We start from the raw sequence: 16,876 nt of genomic DNA, 5'->3' as shown, positions 1-16,876 counted from the left end.
TGGGAACGATCAGCAACGCGGAGCGTAGGAACGATCATCGCAGTCAGGCCAGGCCGGATTCAACCAACAAGGCTTCAAGCCCCATAAGGTCAGGCACTTTCGCCACATGTTCCCCCACTTGCACCGCCGCCAGCTCCAGCGGGCACAGCGGCACGTCGACGTAACTCAGTTGGCTATCCAACTTGTACGAACGCGGAATTCCCTGAATCACCATCGCAATAAACTTCAACGTCGGCCGCCCGCCCAGCGCGTTCAGCACCACTATCCGCGAGCGCTCGCCGGTCACGCTGGCCTCACCGCACACGGCTTCAAAGCTGATCAACGGCAACTGCCGATCACGCCATGTCACTTGCCGCAGATACCACGGCGGCGCGTCGCTGGCGGGTTCGCCGCGTTGGTAGTCGATGAGTTCGGCGATGGCGACGTTGGGCAGCACCAAGTGGCGGTCGGCCAGGGGCAGCAGCAGGCCGGTGAGTTGGCTGGTGCGGTGGTCAAGCATGGGACTTGCTCCAGTAGGCGATGCTTTCCAGCAGCACCGACTCTTGGTACGGCTTGCCGAGGTAGTCGTTGACGCCGATGGCCATGGCGCGGTCGCGGTGTTTCTGGCCGGTGCGTGAGGTGATCATGATGATCGGCAGGCGCATCAGCCGTGGGTCGTTGCGCACCTGGATCGCCACTTCGAAGCCGTCCATGCGCGGCATTTCGATGTCGAGCAGCATCAGGTCCGGGGTGTGCTCTTCGAGCAGGGCGATGGCGTCGATACCGTCTTTGGCGGTGAGCACGTTCATGCCGTTGCGTTCCAGCAGGCGGCTGGTGACTTTGCGCACGGTGACCGAGTCGTCCACCACCAGCACCAGCAGCGGGCGTTTCTTCAGCGGGTCGTTGAGGATCAGCGGCGCGTCGACCGACTGCGCCGGCAACGCCGGTTGGCGGGCGCGAATGTGCGCCAGCAAGTCGATGATCAGCACCACGCGGCCATCGCCGAGGATGGTCGCCCCGGACAAGCCCTGCACCCCGGCAAACTGCGGCCCCAGGCCCTTGACCACAATCTCGCGCGTACCGGCCATGGCGTCCACCTGCACCGCCACGCGCCGCTCGTTGCATTGCACCAACAGCACCGGCACCGGCTGGTATTGGCCGAGCAGTTTGGGACGGGCGACGGTGTGCAGCAAGTCGCCCAGGTAGAACAACTCGTAGCGTTGACCCGCGTATTCGTAGCGCGGCGGGTCTTGTTGATAGTGCCCGGCCAGCTCGTGGGGCAGCACGCGCACCAGGCCTTCGATGGTATTGAGCGGGATCGCGTATTGATCGTCCGCACATTGCACCATCAACGCGCGGTTAACCGACACGGTAAACGGCAGGCGAATGCGAAAGTGCACGCCCGCGCCCGCCGTCGAGTCGATGAACATCGAGCCGCCGAGCTGGCGCACTTCTTCGTGCACCACGTCCATGCCCACGCCGCGCCCGGAAATCTGGGTGATTTTTTCAGCGGTGGAAAAGCCCGGCTGCAGGATGAACTGCAACACGTCGCGGTCGCTCATGTCTTGATCAGGCGCGAGCAAGCCGCGCTTGATCGCCTTGCGCCGCACCGCGTCCAGCGGCACGCCGGCACCGTCGTCGCGCATGTCGAAGACGATATCGCCGCCTTCGTGCGTCAGGTCCAGGCTGATACGCCCTCTCGCAGGCTTGCCCGCCAGCAGCCGCGCCTCGCGGGACTCCAGGCCGTGGTCGACGGCATTACGCAGCATGTGTTCCAGCGGCGCCACCATGCGTTCCAGCACGTTGCGGTCCATCTCGCCTTCGGCATTGCCGACCACAAATTCGACGTCCTTGCCCAACTCCTCCGCCACTTGGCGCACGATGCGCTTGAGGCGCGGCAGCATGCGCTCAAACGGCACCATGCGCGTGCGCATCAGGCCTTCTTGCAACTCGGTGTTGATACGTGCCTGTTGCTGCAACAGGTTATGCGCATCCGCGTTGCGGCGGTCGAGGGTTTCCTTCAGGTCCAGCAGGTCGGAAGCCGATTCGGACAACGCGCGCGACAACTGCTGCAACTGCGAATGGCGGTCCATTTCCAACGGGTCGAATTCTTCATAACCCAGGCGCTCGGCCTCGGCCTGCTGGCGGCTGAGGATGCGGCCCTGGGTTTCGGTGTCGAGGCGGCGCAGTTGGTCGCGCATGCGCTCGATGGTGGTTTCGACTTCGTTGAGCGCGATGCGCGCGTCGTTGACCTGTTGTTCGATACGGCCCCGGAAGATCGAGGTTTCACCGGCCAGGTTGACCAGGTCGTCGAGCAAATCAGCGGAAATTTTCACCATGTCGGCGGCGGGATCAACCGCTGCCTCAGCTTTACCGACGGGCAAGGCGACCGGCGCTACCGGCTCATCGCTGGGATGCACCAGGCTTTTGATGCGCTCGATGAGTTTATCCACCGAGCCCACCGGCAACCCGCCCGCCACCGCGTCGATCATCTGCGCCAGGCGGTCGTGGCAGCCTTGCAGCAACGCGAACAGCTCCGCCGACGGCGCGAGTAAACCCGCCGACAGCCCCTCGTAGAGAAACTCCAGCTCATGGGCCAAATCGCCAATCGGCCCGATCTCGACCATGCGCGCGCCGCCCTTGAGGGTGTGCAGGTCGCGCAGCAGGGTTTCCACTTCCTGGCGGTTGCTCGGCTCGGCCTGCCAGCGCAGCAGTGCGCTGCTTGAGCTGTCGAGAATGTCGGCGGCTTCTTCAAGGAAAATATCCAGCAGCTCGGGATCAGCCGCGGCGGTTTCCGGGTCAGCGGCAGGGGTAGCGGGCGCGTTGCTCTGGCGCAACGCACGCAGCTGGGCGACCAAGTCGCTGGAATCGCTCAGGGGCTGGTGGTCCTGCAATTCATCCAACTGCAAGGCCAGCCGTTCATGGCTGGCCATCAACACGTGGGACAATTCGGGCGAGTAGTTGTAGCGGCGGTCCACCAAGCCTTCGTACAGGCATTCCAGCTCATGGGCCAGGTCGCCAATCGGGCCGATTTCGGCCATGCGCGCACCGCCCTTGAGGGTGTGCAAATCCCGCTGCAACGACGACAACGGCGCCGCGCTGTCCGGTTCCAGCAGCCAGCGTTTAAGCGATTGCCCGGCGCTGTCGAGGATATCTACCGCCTCTTCCAGGAAGATCTCGACGATCTCGTCGTCCATCGCCGTGTCCTGCTCCAACTGTGCTGTGGCGGCACCCAATTCGGAGATGCTCAACGCACGGCTGCCGTCGCTTTTGACCAGGCCGGTGGCGGACGGGTCGAGGGCTTCATCGAGCAGTTCGCGCAAGGCTTGCACCCGCGCCGGTGCCGGGTTGATTTCCTGGCCGGCCGCCAGTTGGTCGAGCATGTTGATCAGCGCTTCATGGGCCTGTTCGGCCTCATGGAAAAACCGCTCGCTGACTGCCAGGCTGCTCTCTTCAACGGCGCCATACAGGTCGAGCAAGGCTTCGCAAAGTTCGTCGATGGCGTGCAGGTCGGCGATGTGCGCGCCCTCACCCAAGGTGGTCAATTCATCCAGCAGCGCGGTCAGCTCCTGGCGTTCGCCGGGGTGTTGCTGCCAACGGCGCAGCAGGCTTTCGGCGTCCAGCAGGATGTCCATGCCCTGGGCCAGGAAGTTGGCGATCAGCTGCGGGTCGCGCTTGATCCGCAGGCCGGTGCTGGGCGCGTCGAGCAAGGCTTGCAGCTGTTGGTCGAGCAGGCTTTGGGTGCGGCTGATCAGGTCCGGCGCGCCTTTGATCGGCACCAGCGGGTCGCCGTCGAGTTGGCGCAAGCCGCGCTGGAACAGGCCTTCGGCTTCCAGCAGCAACTCCACTTCGTCCAGGTCCAGCGGCAGGCGGTGGGCCTTGTACTCGCGGGTCAGGTGATCGAGCGGCCGCGCCAGCTCGGCAATCGGCAGCACGCCGGCCATGTAGGCGCTGCCCTTGAGGGTGTGCAGGGCGCGTTGCAGCTCATCGCTGACTTGCAACGGCACGTGCTCGGCAGCCTGTTGCAGGAAATGGTTGAGGCTTTCGAGGTGGCTCTGGGCTTCGTTGCGAAAAATCTCCAGCAGCATCGGGTCATAAGGCTCTGCGACCGACGCGCCAGTGCCGCTGGCCAAAGCGTGCGCGCGGGCAGCCAGGGCGTCGACTTCGTCGCGTTGGCGTTGGTCGTCGGCGGCGAAGTCGGCGATCAATTCCGGCAGCAGCGCCACGGCTTCGTCCAACACGTGCTGCACCTCAGGGCTGAGGGCCACGCTGCGTTCGAGCACGCGGTTCAGCAGGTTTTCCACCGCCCAGGCCAGCTCGGCCAGTACCAGGGCGCGAACCATACGGCCGCTGCCTTTCAAGGTATGGAAGGCGCGGCGCATTTCGCCCTGGGCAGTTTTGTCGGTGCTGTTGGGCAAATAGCGGTGCAGCACTTCAAGGACTTCATCGGTTTCTTCGAGGAAGACCTCGCGCAGCTCATCGTCGACAGGCTCTTCGCCCGCGGGCGGCGGCAGGAGGCTGCCCGGACGGTGCTGGGCCGGCGGGTTCAGACGTGACGTGGGGTTGGCTAATGCATCGAATTGGGATTGGCTCGGCGCGGCCTCTGTCGACAGGGCGCCATCCGGCGCAGCCAGGGCCTGGCGCCACGGTTTTTCGGCAGGCAAATAGCCGAGTGCAGTCAGGCCTCGGGTGGCCAATTCCAGCACCCGTTCGCCCGCAGCATCGGCGTCCTGGAGCATGCGCTCGAGGTAGTACTCCAGGCTGCTGATCACGTCGGCAAAGTGCCCCAACTGCGCCTCGGAAGGCGCGGCCTCGTTCACCATCAGCTGTTCGTCGACATAATCGGTGCAGCCGCGCATCAGGCTCGCCGCGCGTGGCAGGGGAATCATCGCCAACGCGCCACGCACCTGGCTGAGCAACTCGGGCAGCGACTCCAGGCGCTGGCGGTCCCAGTGCGCTTCAACGCAGTCGATGACCAGCTCCTTGGCTTGCCTCAGGCACTGGCAGGATTCGCGGATCACCAATTGATGAATCTGGGTCAGGTCGGTGGTGGGCAGGCGGCTTTCTTCGCGGCTTTCCGGCTCGACGGTGCCGACCATGCCGGCCAGCGTGGCTTCGACGTAAAGCAAGGCGCCGGCGACGTCCATCAACACCGCGTCATTGGGTTCGCGCTGGCCCTGGACCAGGCTCAGCACCACGGCGAGTTGGTCGATGATGACTTTGCGCGGCTGGCCGAAACCCAGCACCGCCAGGGTATCCGCGATCTGCCGCAGCGGCGCCAGCAAGGCATCGAGGTCGCTGGTGTGTTGACGGTCGCTGCGCACGAACAAGTCGAGACGCTCTTTGACCCGCACCAGTTCCTCGCACAAGGCGCCGAGCACCGAGCCCATGGCATTACGGTCCGGCCCGGCCAGGCGCGCGCGTTCGGCATCGACCACGGCGCTGTCGGGCAAGGCTTCATCCAGGCCGTAACGTTCTTTGAGGCTTTGCATGCGCGGCGTCGGCCGGGTGACCTTGGCCACGTAGAACAGCAGGCTTTTGAGCAGTTCATCCGGCGCAGGCTGGTTGATGCCGCCGATGCCCTGGACCAGCAGGCGCTTGAGTTGCTTGTCGCTGGCCTTGAGCAGGCTGCGCAGCGCCGGGCTGTTGGCGATTACGCCGGTGAGCATGCCTTCGACCAGCGCCGAGGTGACTTGCCACAACGGCAGCAACGGCGCGCCCTGGCACAACGATTCGAGGCGCGCGAACACCCGCGCCATGTCTTCCAGGTTGCTCGGGCCGTGGTCTTCACGCAGCAAACCGGCCAGGGCCTGTTGCAGCAGTTGATGCCATTGGCGCAGCTGATCGTGAAGGTCAGGCTGCATGCGCTGGGCCAGGGCCTCGTCGGGCAATGGCGCAATCGACAGCAATTGCGGGCTGAACAGGCTGGTTTCCGACAGCAGGCTTTCGCCGCGCGCGCTGCGCAGGTCGTTGAGCAGCGGCAACACCACCAGCGGCAGGTCGCGGCGGGCGCTGTGCACGCGGTCGAGGTACAGCGGCAATTGGCCAAGGGCCTGTTGCAGCAGGCGGATGCTTTCATCGCGCTGGCTGACACGCTCGGCTTGCAGGGCCAGGGCCAGTGCTTCGATTTCTTCGGCCAGCAGCGCTGCGCCGTAGAACTCGACCATTTGCAGCGCGCCATGCACTTGGTGGATGCCGGCCAGGCACTCGGCGATGGCGTCGCTGTCACTGGTTTCGACAAACGCGTCCAGCGCCGAACGGGCCTGTTTCAGGGTTTCGGCAATGTCGCCCTTGACCCATTCGAGGGCCACGTAGTCGTGCCGATCAACCATAACTGCTCCGCTTAGAATTCGTGAATTGCGTGTGTTGCCAAGAACAATGGAGTTCCACTGTGGGAGCTGGCTTGCCTGCGATCGCGGTGGGTCAGCTGCAGATGGACCAACTGACAGTCCGCTATCGCAGGCAAGCCAGCTCCCACAGTTGGACTGTGGTGTTCTTCAGATAGCATTTCAATCCTCAAGCTGTTTAGGCGGTGGCAGGGTGAAACCCGACACCGACCTGCGCAACTGGCTGGCCATCTTCGCCAGGTTGCCGATGCTTTCCGCCGTGGCGGTCGAGCCCGACGAGGTCTGTGTGGTGATCTGCTGGATCACGTTCATCGTCAGGGAAATCTGCCCGGCCGACGAGGTCTGTAGCTGCGCGGCATTGGAAATACTCTGGATCAACGCCGCCAGGGTTTTCGACACGCCTTCGATCTCTTCCAGCGCCACTCCGGCGTCTTGCGCCAGCCGCGCGCCACGCACCACTTCGGTGGTGGTCTGTTCCATGGAAATCACCGCTTCATTGGTGTCGGCCTGGATCGCCCGCACCAAGGTTTCAATCTGCCGCGTGGCGGCTGACGAACGCTCGGCCAGGCGTTGCACTTCATCGGCCACCACCGCAAAACCACGCCCGGCATCCCCGGCCATGCTTGCCTGGATCGCCGCGTTGAGGGCGAGGATGTTGGTTTGGTCGGCAATGTCGTCAATCAGGCTGACGATGTCGCCAATTTCCTGGGACGACTCGCCCAGGCGCTTGATGCGTTTGGCGGTGTCCTGGATCTGCTCGCGAATGTTGTCCATGCCGTGAATGGTGTTGTGCACCACTTCGTTGCCCTTGTTGGCGATTTCCACCGAGCGCTCGGCCACTGCCGAGGATTCGGCAGCGTTGGCCGAGACTTGGTCGATGGACTGGGCCATCTCATTGATCGCGGTAGAGGCTTCGGCAATTTGCTGGGCCTGATGCTCCGAGGCCTGGGCCAGATGCATGGCGGTAGCCTGGGTTTCCTGCACCGCGCCGGCGACTTGGCCGGCGGTGAGGTTGATGGTGGCGACCAGATCGCGCAGTTGGTCGACCGAATAATTGATTGAGTCGGCGATGGTGCCGGTGAAGTCTTCGGTGACCGAGGCGGTCACGGTCAAGTCGCCATCGGCCAGGTCTTCGATTTCGTCGAGCAGGCGCATGATCGCGTTCTGGTTACGCTCGTTCTTCTCGGCGGTTTCATGCAGTTGGCGGTTGGTTTCGCGCACCATCACCAGGCCGATCAGGATGATCGAGGTCAGCGCCAACAGGCCCAGCACGTAGCCGCCGATGGTGTCGAAGCTGCGCCCGCTGGCGAGGTTTTCAAACCCGGTGGCCAGGTGCGAGGCTTCATCGAGCAGGGTTTGCGACAGGTTGAAGATATTGCTCGCCGAGGCGCGCACCTGAAACAGCTGCGGAGAGGTTTCGAGGATTTCATCCACGGAGCCCGAGACAAACTCGAACAGCTCGGCAATTTCGGCCAGGCGCGCGCGGGCGTCGTGGTCTTCGACCTGGGTGATGCGCAGCCCCGGGTTGCCGTTCAGCATGCCGTTGAGCACCACGCCGAAGCGGTTGGCATCACGACCAAAGGCATCGGCGGCCTGCACGGCGGTTTCGTCACCGGCAAGTACGGTGTTGACCGCGCCGAGAATACGCTCAGCCAGCAGCGATTGGCGCTGGGCCAAGGCCACCTGACTGGCTGGCGCGCCGCGTTGCAGCAGGATGTCGACGACCTTTTCCGATTCCATCTGCAATTGCGGCACGGTTTCGGCCAGGGTCGCGGCCACTTGGTGCAACGACAACACGGTCTGTTCGCTGGCGAGGATTGCGTCGGTGTTTTTCAGCAGCGCTTCCCAGTCGGTCTGCACCGCGCGCATTTCCGCGCGCACCGCATTGGGCGCGGCGGGCAGGCCGGTCTCGATGTCACCTTTTTTCAGGTAGCCCCAACGCTGGGCAAAGTCGTTGCGCGCATCGCCCAGCAGCTTGAACGCCGCGGCCTTGCCGGCGGCGGCTTCGGTGGCGTTCTTGGCAATGCGTTGCGACAGCACGCGCAGCTCACCGGCGTGGCCGATGTACTGCTTGTCGTAAGTGGACTGGGTGTTGAGGTACGCGAAGTTGGCGAACAACAGCATGATGAACACGATCAGTGCGATAAACAGCACGATGATCTGCGAACGGCTGCGCGACGCGGCTTGCGGTTTGGGAGAGGTGACAGTGGTCATGCGGCAACGTCCATGAAGCCTGGGGCCTGGGCCAGAGCGAAGGGGCTGAAGACCTGCCACAGTTGGTCGCTGTCGAACTGGCCCTGGATAAACGGTGCGCCGGGCGGCACGCTCGCCAGCAATGCGTCTTGTGCAAAATGTTGCATGCCCACCACCTCGTCCACCAGCAGCCCGACAAACATGTCGTTGAATTCCACCACCAGTACCCGCCGCTGCTTGCGCGCCTTGGACAATTCCAGGCCGAGAAACCCGCCCAGGTCCATCACCGGCAGCAAACGCCCGCGCAGGTTGGCCACGCCTTTGACCCAGGGCTTGACCCCAGGCATCAAGGTACAGCGCGGCTCATGCAACACTTCCGCGACTTCGCCCATCGGCGCCACGTACCAATACGGCCCCAGGCGAAAGCCGATCCCGCTCCAACGCTGCTGGCGGGTTTCCTGGGACGGCAGGTCGGCGGCCAGCAGGCGGCAGCGGCGGTCGATGTCCAGCAGCAGCTCGAAGGCGGTTTGCGACTCGGTCATGATGGCGTGCCGTCAGGGAGCCAGCACCTTGTTCAGGGTGGCGATCAGGGTTTCTTCGTCCACAGGCTTGGTCAGGTAATCCTTGGCGCCTTGGCGCGCGCCCCAGATTTTGTCGGTTTCCTGATCCTTGGTGGTGATGATGATGATCGGGATGCCGTTGGTTTCCGGCTCCTTGGACAGTTGGCGGGTGGCCTGGAAGCCATTGAGGCCCGGCATCACGATGTCCATCAGCACGGCGTCGGGTTTTTCCTGGCGGGCCAGGGCCACGCCGTCCGCGCCGTTTTCGGCCTTGAGAACCTGGTGGCCGTGCTTTTCCAGCATGCCGGTCAGTTTGTACATTTCGGTCGGCGAATCGTCGACGATCAGAACACGTGCCATGGTTTTCCCCACTACATTGGTGGACGCCGGCCCTTGTGAGGCGGTGTCAGTGTGCTTGTTCTACTGCGGCGAAGCCGGGCACGTAGGCCTTAATCGCACTCAGCAGTTCTTCCTTGCTGAAAGGCTTGGTCAAAAACTGATCGACACCCACGATGCGCCCCTTGGCCTTGTCGAACAGGCCGTCCTTGGAGGACAGCATGATCACCGGGATCGACTTGAACGCCGGGTTGTTCTTCACCAGGGCGCAGGTCTGATAGCCATCCAGGCGCGGCATCATGATGTCGACAAAGATAATGTGCGGGTGATGATCAACAATTCGGGCCAGGGCATCGAAACCGTCGATGGCCGTGATGACATCGCACCCCACGTTCTTCAACAGGGTTTCGGCGGTGCGGCGGATCGTTTTCGAATCGTCGATCACCATCACTCTCAAGGCGTTGGAATGCTGTTCCATATCTGCTCTACCATCGCCACAGCGAATCGGTTTTCGGTGTGTACTGCCTGATGTCTCACAGGATGAACGCTGCAAGCCTTGGAATTCAAGGGCTGCTGTACTGTGGCAGTCTTTTTAGCACAGTCTCCGGGCGCAATCTATCGAGCGACCGGCCAGGTGGTTTTTCCTTGACCCACAACAGCCGCAGCGCCACTCTGACGCCACTTTTATGCGCCCTAATTTGCTAGAGGAAATCCCCCATGAGCGTTCGCGTCGGCATTGTCATGGACCCTATCGCCAGCATTTCCTATAAAAAGGACAGCTCGCTGGCCATGCTCCTGGCCGCCCAGGCCCGCGGCTGGACCCTGTTCTATATGGAGCAGCGCGATCTTTACCAAGGCGACGGCGAAGCCCGCGCACGCATGCGCCCGCTGCAGGTGTTTGCCAACCCTGAAAAGTGGTTCGAGCTGGCGGATGAGATCGACAGCCCCTTGAGCGATCTGGACGTGATCCTGATGCGCAAGGACCCGCCGTTCGACATGGAGTTCGTCTACTCCACCTACCTGCTGGAGCAGGCCGAGCGCGCCGGCGTGTTGATCGTCAACAAGCCGCAAAGCCTGCGCGACTGCAATGAAAAGCTGTTCGCCACCCTTTTCCCACAATGCACACCGCCGACGGTTGTCAGCCGCCGCGCCGACGTGCTGCGTGAATTCGCCGCCAAACACGGTGATGTGATCCTCAAGCCGCTGGACGGCATGGGCGGCACGTCGATCTTCCGCCACCGCGCGGGCGACCCTAACCTGTCGGTGATCCTGGAAACCCTGACCGCGCTGGGCACCCAGCAGATCATGGGCCAGGCTTACCTTCCGGCGATCAAGGACGGCGACAAGCGCATCCTGATGATCGACGGTGAGCCGGTGGATTACTGCCTGGCGCGTATCCCGGCGGCGGGCGAGACTCGTGGCAACCTGGCCGCTGGCGGTCGTGGTGAGGCGCGACCACTGTCGGACAAAGACCGCTGGATTGCTTCCCAGGTTGGCCCGACCCTGCGGGAAAAAGGCCTGCTCTTCGTAGGACTAGACGTAATTGGTGAAAACCTCACCGAAATCAACGTCACCAGCCCGACCTGTATTCGCGAGATCGACAACGCATTTGGCACGAACATCGGCGAAATGCTGATGGCCGCCATTGAGCGCAAGCTACAAGCCAAGTGACATAGAACAGCCGGACACACACCAACATTGCGTTATCATGCGCCACCTGTGAAACGCGCGATGTTGGTTTTTTTGTCATGACGCTCCCGCCCGATCTGCCCTCCGAACTCTCCCACAGTGGCGTGCGCCCGGCTGATCGGCTCGGATTTACCCTGTTCCTCGCCGCCTTGATCCACCTCGCGTTGCTGCTCGGCCTGGGTTTTACCTTCGCCGAACCCAAGCAGATCACCAAAACCCTGGAAATCACCCTCGCCACGTTCAAGAGCGAAAAAAAGCCTGAAAAGGCCGACTTTCTCGCCCAGGACAACCAGCAAGGCAGCGGCACCCTCGACAAGAAAGCCGTGCCCAAGACCACCGAAGTGGCGCCGTTCCAGGACAACAAGGTGAATAAAGTCACCCCGCCGCCGACGCCCAAGCCCGAGGTCAAGCAGGCCGCGCCCAAGGCCGCCGTGACTACCGTGGCGCCAAAACCGCAAAAAGCCCCGAACCAGCGCGAAAAAACCAAGACCGAGCCGCAGCCCGAGCCCGTGAAGCCGGCGCCGACCTTTGACAGTTCGCAGCTTTCCGACCAGATCTCCAGCCTTGAAGCGGAACTGGCCAACGAACAACAGCTGTACGCCAAGCGCCCGCGCATCTATCGCCTGAACGCCGCTTCGACCATGCGCGACAAAGGTGCCTGGTATAAGGACGAATGGCGCAAGAAGGTCGAGCGCATCGGCAACCTCAACTACCCGGATGAGGCGCGGCGCCAGCAGATTTACGGTAATTTGCGTCTATTGGTGTCGATCAACCGTGATGGCACGCTCTATGAAGTGCAGGTGCTGGAGTCGTCCGGCCAACCGCTGCTGGACCAGGCCGCCCAGCGCATCGTGCGCCTGGCTGCGCCTTTCGCGCCATTTACCGGCGACCTGAACGACGTCGACCGCCTGGAAATCATCCGCACCTGGAAGTTTGCCCGGGGTGATCGGCTGTCCAGTAACTGATCGTTAACTGATCGTTCCTACGCTCTGCGTGGGAATGAATCCTGTGACGCTCTGCGTCACGCCTACAAAAGCGGACGCAGAGCGTCCAGGGCGGCATTCCCACGCAGAGCGTGGGAATGATCTTCATAAGCGCAGCTTGTCAGTTCGCCCCTCCAACGCCACACTAGTGGACATGAAAAATGTCAGCCCGACCTACCTCAAGCACCAATTCCTGATCGCCATGCCCCATATGGCCGACCCGAACTTTGCGCAGACCTTGACCTACATCGTCGAGCACACGGCCAATGGTGCCATGGGGCTGGTGGTGAACCGCCCGCAAGAGCTGAACCTGGCCGACATTCTTGAGCAATTGCGCCCCGAGATCGACCCGCCGGCCCGTTGCCAGAGCGTGCCGATCTACATCGGCGGGCCGGTGCAGACCGATCGCGGTTTTGTGCTGCACCCCACTGGGCCGAAGTTCCAGGCCACGGTTGACCTTGAAGGTGTGTCGCTGTCCACGTCCCAGGACGTGTTGTTCGCCATCGCCGACGGCGTGGGGCCTGAGCAAAGTGTGATCACCCTCGGCTACGCCGGCTGGGAAGCCGGGCAGCTTGAGGCGGAGCTGGCCAGCAATGCCTGGCTGACCTGCCCGTTCGACGCCGACATTCTGTTCAATACCGCCAGCGAGCTACGCCTGGAAGCGGCGGCGGCCAAGCTGCGGGTCAACCTCAGCCTGCTGACCAGCCAGGCGGGGCACGCCTGATGGCCTTGCGTTTGATCCTCGGCTTTGACTACGGCACCAAACAGATCGGCGTAGCGGTGGGCCAGGTGATTACCGGCCAGGCCCGCGAGCTGTGCACCCTCAAAGCCCAGAACGGCGTGCCGGACTGGAACCAGGTCGAAGCCCTGATCAAGGAGTGGAAGCCCGACGCAGTCGTGGTCGGCCTGCCCCTGAATATGGACGGCACGCCCAGCGACATGTGCCTGCGCGCCGAAAAGTTCGCCCGCCGCCTCAATGGCCGCTACAACCTGCCCTTCTATACCCACGACGAGCGCCTGACCACCTTTGAAGCCAAGGGTGAGCGCCGCGACCGTGGCGGGCAGAAAGGCAGCTACCGCGACAACCCCGTGGACGCCATCGCCGCCGCCTTGCTGTTGCAGGGTTGGCTGGATGAAAACACCGCTTTATTTGAATCCTGACTGACGCGGCTTGCCGCGTCTTTTTACGTTTGAGCCCGGACCTTGCCTGCGCGAGACCTTGAAGGAGCCACCATGAGCCTGCCCAATCCCGCCGAACTGATCAGCCAGATGGCGATTCGCCTCAGGGCGCACTTGCAACACCGTGCCATCAGCGAACCGCGCTTTATCGGCATTCGCACCGGTGGTGTGTGGGTCGCCCAGGCGTTGCTGGAAGAACTGGGCAGCGATTCGCCGCTGGGCACGCTGGACGTGTCCTTCTACCGCGACGACTTCAGCCAGAACGGCTTGCACCCGCAAGTGCGCCCTTCGGCCCTGCCGTTCGAGATCGAAGGCCAGCACCTGGTGCTGATCGACGACGTGCTGATGAGCGGGCGCACCATCCGCGCCGCCATGAACGAGTTGTTCGACTACGGCCGCCCGGCCAGCGTGACCTTGGTGTGCCTGCTGGACCTGGACGCCGGCGAATTGCCGATCAGCCCGGATGTGGTTGGCGCAACCCTGTCCCTGGAAGCCCACCAGCGGGTAAAATTGTCCGGTCCCACGCCGCTCGAACTCGAACTGCAAGACCTTGCCCTTTAAACCGCCTTGTACAGAGTCCCCGCGATGACGCCTCTAGATGCCAAGCGCCCGCTGCAGCTCAATGCTCAGGGCCAGTTGCAACACTTCTTGTCCCTCGACGGTTTGCCCCGCGAACTGCTGACTGAAATCCTCGACACCGCCGACTCGTTCCTCGAAGTCGGTGGCCGCGCGGTGAAGAAGGTCCCGCTGTTGCGCGGCAAGACCATCTGCAATGTGTTCTTCGAGAACTCCACCCGCACCCGCACCACCTTTGAACTGGCGGCCCAACGGCTGTCGGCCGACGTGATCACGCTGAACGTGTCGACCTCGTCGGCGAGCAAGGGCGAAACCCTGCTCGACACCCTGCGCAACCTGGAAGCCATGGCCGCCGACATGTTCGTGGTGCGCCACGGCGACTCCGGCGCCGCGCACTTCATCGCCGAGCATGTGTGCCCGAATGTGGCGATCATCAATGGCGGTGACGGCCGTCACGCCCACCCGACCCAGGGCATGCTCGACATGCTGACGATTCGTCGGCACAAGGGCGGCTTTGAAAACCTCTCGGTGGCCATTGTCGGCGACATCCTGCACTCGCGGGTCGCGCGCTCGAACATGCTGGCCCTCAAAGCCCTGGGTTGCCCGGACATCCGCGTGATCGCACCAAAAACCCTGCTGCCGATCGGCATCGAGCAATACGGCGTGAAGGTCTACACCGACATGACCGAAGGCCTCAAGGACGTCGACGTGGTGATCATGCTGCGCCTGCAACGCGAGCGCATGGCCGGGGGCCTGCTGCCGAGCGAAGGTGAGTTCTACCGCCTGTTCGGCCTGACCACCGCGCGTTTGGCCGGCGCCAAGCCGGATGCCATCGTGATGCACCCGGGCCCGATCAACCGTGGGGTTGAGATTGAGTCGGCGGTGGCCGACGGCAGCCAATCGGTGATCCTCAACCAGGTGACCTACGGCATCGCCGTGCGCATGGCGGTGTTGTCCATGGCCATGAGCGGGCAAACCGCGCAACGTCAATTCGAGCAGGAGAACGCCCAGTGAAGCTCAGCATTCTCGGCGCCCGAGTCATCGATCCAGCCAGTGGGCTGGACAACGTTACCGACCTTCATCTGGAAGCCGGCAAAATCATCGCCATCGGCGCTGCGCCTGCGGGCTTCAGCGCCAGCCAGACCATCGACGCCAAAGGCCTGGTGGCCGCGCCGGGCCTGGTGGACCTGAACGTCGCCCTGCGCGAGCCGGGTTACAGCCGCAAAGGCACCATCGCCAGTGAAACCCGCGCCGCCGCCGCCGGTGGCGTCACCAGCCTGTGCTGCCCGCCGCACACCAAGCCGGTGCTGGACACCTCGGCAGTGACCGAGCTGATCCTCGACCGCGCCCGCGAAGCCGGCAATTGCAAAGTGTTCCCTATCGGCGCTTTGAGCAAAGGCCTGGAAGGCGAACAGCTCGCCGAGCTGATCGCCCTGCGCGATGCCGGTTGCGTGGCGTTCGGCAACGGCCTGGAGAGTTTTCGCAGCACGCGCACGCTGTGCCGCGCCCTGGAATATGCGGCCACCTTCGACCTGACGGTGATCTTCCATTCCCAGGACCGCGACCTGGCCGAAGGCGGCCTGGCCCATGAAGGCGCCGTGGCCAGTTTCCTCGGCCTGCCGGGCATCCCGGAAACCGCTGAAACCGTGGCCCTGGCCCGTGACCTGCTACTGGTGGAACAAAGCGGCGTGCGCGCGCACTTCAGCCAGTTGACCAGTGCGCGCGGTGTGGCGTTGATCGCCCAGGCGCAAGCGCGCGGCCTGCCGGTGACGGCGGACGTGGCGCTGTATCAGCTGATTTTGACCGATGAAGCGCTGATCGATTTCTCCAGCCTGTACCACGTGCAGCCACCGCTGCGCACCCTGGCCGACCGAGAAGGTTTGCGTGCGGCGGTGAAGTCGGGTGTGGTGTCGGCGATTTCCAGCCATCACCAACCCCACGAGCGCGACGCCAAGCTGGCGCCGTTTGGCGCCACAGAGCCGGGCATCAGCAGCGTTGAGCTGTTGCTGCCGCTGGCGATGACGTTGGTGGAAGACGGCTTGCTCGACCTACCGACCTTGCTGGCGCGCCTCAGCGCCGGCCCGGCCGAGGCCTTGCGCCTGCCGGCGGGCAAGTTGGCGGTGGGTTCGCCGGCGGATCTGGTGTTGTTTGACCCGGCCAGCTCCACGGTTGCCGGGGAGCACTGGCTGTCCAAGGGCGAAAACTGCCCGTTCATCGGCCATAGCCTGCCGGCGACGGTGCGTTACACCTTGATGGATGGGCGGATCAGCTACCAGGCGTAATGATCGTTCCCACGCTCTGCGTGGGAATGCATCCTGTGACGCTCTGCGTCATGGCCTTAAGAGCGGACGCGGAGCGTCCAGGGCGGCATTCCCACGCAGAGCGTGGGAACGATCAACTCAGCGCCCGCTGTTGCGCTCGGCATTGCGGATCGAAACCTGCGTATTCAACGTCCAGAAGTCATACAGCACCCCAATCAGGAACAAACCACCGGTCAACAGGTAGATCAGGCCGGTGATCCATTTGCCCTGGTACATGCGGTGCAAACCGAACACGCCCAGGAACGCCAACAGAATCCAGGCCACGTTGTATTCGATCGGCCCGGCGGTAAAACGCAGGTCCGCTTCACGGTCCATGGCCGGGATGAGGAACAAGTCGATCAGCCAACCAATACCGAAAAGACCAAAGGTGAAAAACCAGATCGTCCCGGTCACCGGCTTGCCGTAATAGAAGCGGTGAGCCCCGGTAAAACCGAAAATCCACAACAGGTAACCGATCACCTTGCTGTGGGTGTCCTGCTGCATCACATCCTGTCGATAGGTGTTCATGGAGTACCTCTTTTGCCTCGATAGATAAAATTTTTCATTTTCTTTGTGACTTTTTTACGGGCGCCCGACGCACGGCAAATGGTATCTTCCTTCCCGCAAAGCCTTATGCCACCTGACCTCTGCAGGACAATAGCGGCAATTCGTCGCGTTTTTCCTGAATTTGACCCCAGGGTTCAGTCGACAAACGGCCTAAGAACGACACAAAA

General features: G+C 62.9%; 14 protein-coding genes. 7 read left to right on the top strand and 7 right to left on the bottom strand.

Annotated features, from left to right (window positions below; all coding sequences use genetic code 11):
* Window positions 1–43 precede the first annotated feature (43 nt).
* The 6 genes from HX783_RS18615 to pilG form a co-directional block, all read right to left on the bottom strand.
* On the bottom strand, window positions 44–499 hold the full coding sequence (locus HX783_RS18615; protein ID WP_159960623.1) for a chemotaxis protein CheW: 456 nt from the start codon (window positions 497–499) through the stop codon (window positions 44–46).
* Window positions 492–6,311 (bottom strand): Hpt domain-containing protein, encoded by a 5,820-nt coding sequence (locus HX783_RS18610; RefSeq protein ID WP_177017848.1) that lies wholly within the window; start codon window positions 6,309–6,311, stop codon window positions 492–494. The genes HX783_RS18615 and HX783_RS18610 overlap by 8 nt, the downstream gene beginning before the upstream one ends.
* Before the next feature lie 177 nt (window positions 6,312–6,488).
* Window positions 6,489–8,540: a methyl-accepting chemotaxis protein gene (locus HX783_RS18605; protein WP_177017847.1), complete on the bottom strand. Its 2,052-nt coding sequence runs from the start codon at window positions 8,538–8,540 to the stop codon at window positions 6,489–6,491.
* Complete coding sequence (locus tag HX783_RS18600) at window positions 8,537–9,061, bottom strand: chemotaxis protein CheW (protein WP_177017846.1); 525 nt, start codon at window positions 9,059–9,061, stop codon at window positions 8,537–8,539. Before HX783_RS18600 ends, HX783_RS18605 begins: the two co-directional genes overlap by 4 nt.
* Before the next feature lie 12 nt (window positions 9,062–9,073).
* Window positions 9,074–9,439: a twitching motility response regulator PilH gene (gene pilH / locus HX783_RS18595; RefSeq protein ID WP_159960631.1), complete on the bottom strand. Its 366-nt coding sequence runs from the start codon at window positions 9,437–9,439 to the stop codon at window positions 9,074–9,076.
* 46 nt (window positions 9,440–9,485) lie between these two features.
* Entirely contained in the window at window positions 9,486–9,893 is a 408-nt protein-coding gene (gene pilG, locus HX783_RS18590) for a twitching motility response regulator PilG (RefSeq protein ID WP_003176671.1), read from the bottom strand.
* 239 nt (window positions 9,894–10,132) lie between these two features.
* On the opposite strand from pilG, the gene gshB reads away from it, so the two are divergent.
* The 7 genes from gshB to HX783_RS18555 all read left to right on the top strand — a co-directional run bounded on the left by gshB (window position 10,133) and on the right by HX783_RS18555 (window position 16,124).
* Window positions 10,133–11,086, top strand: a complete 954-nt coding sequence (gene gshB / locus HX783_RS18585; RefSeq protein WP_159960633.1) for a glutathione synthase — start codon at window positions 10,133–10,135, stop codon at window positions 11,084–11,086.
* 77 nt (window positions 11,087–11,163) lie between these two features.
* Window positions 11,164–12,069: an energy transducer TonB gene (locus tag HX783_RS18580; protein ID WP_177017845.1), complete on the top strand. Its 906-nt coding sequence runs from the start codon at window positions 11,164–11,166 to the stop codon at window positions 12,067–12,069.
* A 172-nt stretch (window positions 12,070–12,241) separates the two neighbouring features.
* Entirely contained in the window at window positions 12,242–12,811 is a 570-nt protein-coding gene (locus tag HX783_RS18575) for a YqgE/AlgH family protein (RefSeq protein ID WP_078739562.1), read from the top strand.
* A complete protein-coding gene (ruvX, locus tag HX783_RS18570) occupies window positions 12,811–13,248 on the top strand; it encodes a Holliday junction resolvase RuvX (RefSeq protein WP_003195067.1) in 438 nt (145 codons plus the stop codon). Before HX783_RS18575 ends, ruvX begins: the two co-directional genes overlap by 1 nt.
* A 72-nt stretch (window positions 13,249–13,320) precedes the next feature.
* Window positions 13,321–13,827: a bifunctional pyr operon transcriptional regulator/uracil phosphoribosyltransferase PyrR gene (gene pyrR, locus HX783_RS18565; protein ID WP_159960637.1), complete on the top strand. Its 507-nt coding sequence runs from the start codon at window positions 13,321–13,323 to the stop codon at window positions 13,825–13,827.
* Between the two features lie 24 nt (window positions 13,828–13,851).
* On the top strand, window positions 13,852–14,856 hold the full coding sequence (locus HX783_RS18560; RefSeq protein ID WP_159960639.1) for an aspartate carbamoyltransferase catalytic subunit: 1,005 nt from the start codon (window positions 13,852–13,854) through the stop codon (window positions 14,854–14,856).
* The gene (locus HX783_RS18555) at window positions 14,853–16,124 is read left to right on the top strand and encodes a dihydroorotase (RefSeq protein WP_177017844.1); all 1,272 of its coding nucleotides are present in this window, start codon (window positions 14,853–14,855) and stop codon (window positions 16,122–16,124) included. The genes HX783_RS18560 and HX783_RS18555 overlap by 4 nt, the downstream gene beginning before the upstream one ends.
* Window positions 16,125–16,241: 117 nt before the next feature.
* On the opposite strand, the gene HX783_RS18550 is transcribed toward HX783_RS18555, so the two are convergent.
* On the bottom strand, window positions 16,242–16,670 hold the full coding sequence (locus HX783_RS18550; protein ID WP_177017843.1) for a TM2 domain-containing protein: 429 nt from the start codon (window positions 16,668–16,670) through the stop codon (window positions 16,242–16,244).
* Window positions 16,671–16,876: the final 206 nt, after the last annotated feature.

Source organism: Pseudomonas sp. D2002 (assembly GCF_013385735.1).
Lineage (GTDB): Bacteria > Pseudomonadota > Gammaproteobacteria > Pseudomonadales > Pseudomonadaceae > Aquipseudomonas.
The sequence above is the reverse complement of the archived record's forward strand: the minus strand, read 5'-3'. Positions and strand labels throughout refer to the sequence as shown.

Excerpts from the sequence above, each read along its gene's own strand:
- pyrR (WP_159960637.1), top strand. The coding sequence starts at position 13,321 with ATGAGCCTGCCCAATCCCGCCGAACTGATCAGCCAGATGGCGATTCGC.
- HX783_RS18615 (WP_159960623.1), bottom strand. The coding sequence starts at position 499 with ATGCTTGACCACCGCACCAGCCAACTCACCGGCCTGCTGCTGCCCCTG.
- HX783_RS18580 (WP_177017845.1), top strand. The coding sequence starts at position 11,164 with ATGACGCTCCCGCCCGATCTGCCCTCCGAACTCTCCCACAGTGGCGTG.
- ruvX (WP_003195067.1), top strand. The coding sequence starts at position 12,811 with ATGGCCTTGCGTTTGATCCTCGGCTTTGACTACGGCACCAAACAGATC.
- HX783_RS18560 (WP_159960639.1), top strand. The coding sequence starts at position 13,852 with ATGACGCCTCTAGATGCCAAGCGCCCGCTGCAGCTCAATGCTCAGGGC.
- HX783_RS18550 (WP_177017843.1), bottom strand. The coding sequence starts at position 16,670 with ATGAACACCTATCGACAGGATGTGATGCAGCAGGACACCCACAGCAAG.
- pilH (WP_159960631.1), bottom strand. The coding sequence starts at position 9,439 with ATGGCACGTGTTCTGATCGTCGACGATTCGCCGACCGAAATGTACAAA.
- HX783_RS18575 (WP_078739562.1), top strand. The coding sequence starts at position 12,242 with ATGAAAAATGTCAGCCCGACCTACCTCAAGCACCAATTCCTGATCGCC.
- HX783_RS18600 (WP_177017846.1), bottom strand. The coding sequence starts at position 9,061 with ATGACCGAGTCGCAAACCGCCTTCGAGCTGCTGCTGGACATCGACCGC.
- HX783_RS18610 (WP_177017848.1), bottom strand. The coding sequence starts at position 6,311 with ATGGTTGATCGGCACGACTACGTGGCCCTCGAATGGGTCAAGGGCGAC.
- HX783_RS18605 (WP_177017847.1), bottom strand. The coding sequence starts at position 8,540 with ATGACCACTGTCACCTCTCCCAAACCGCAAGCCGCGTCGCGCAGCCGT.
- gshB (WP_159960633.1), top strand. The coding sequence starts at position 10,133 with ATGAGCGTTCGCGTCGGCATTGTCATGGACCCTATCGCCAGCATTTCC.
- pilG (WP_003176671.1), bottom strand. The coding sequence starts at position 9,893 with ATGGAACAGCATTCCAACGCCTTGAGAGTGATGGTGATCGACGATTCG.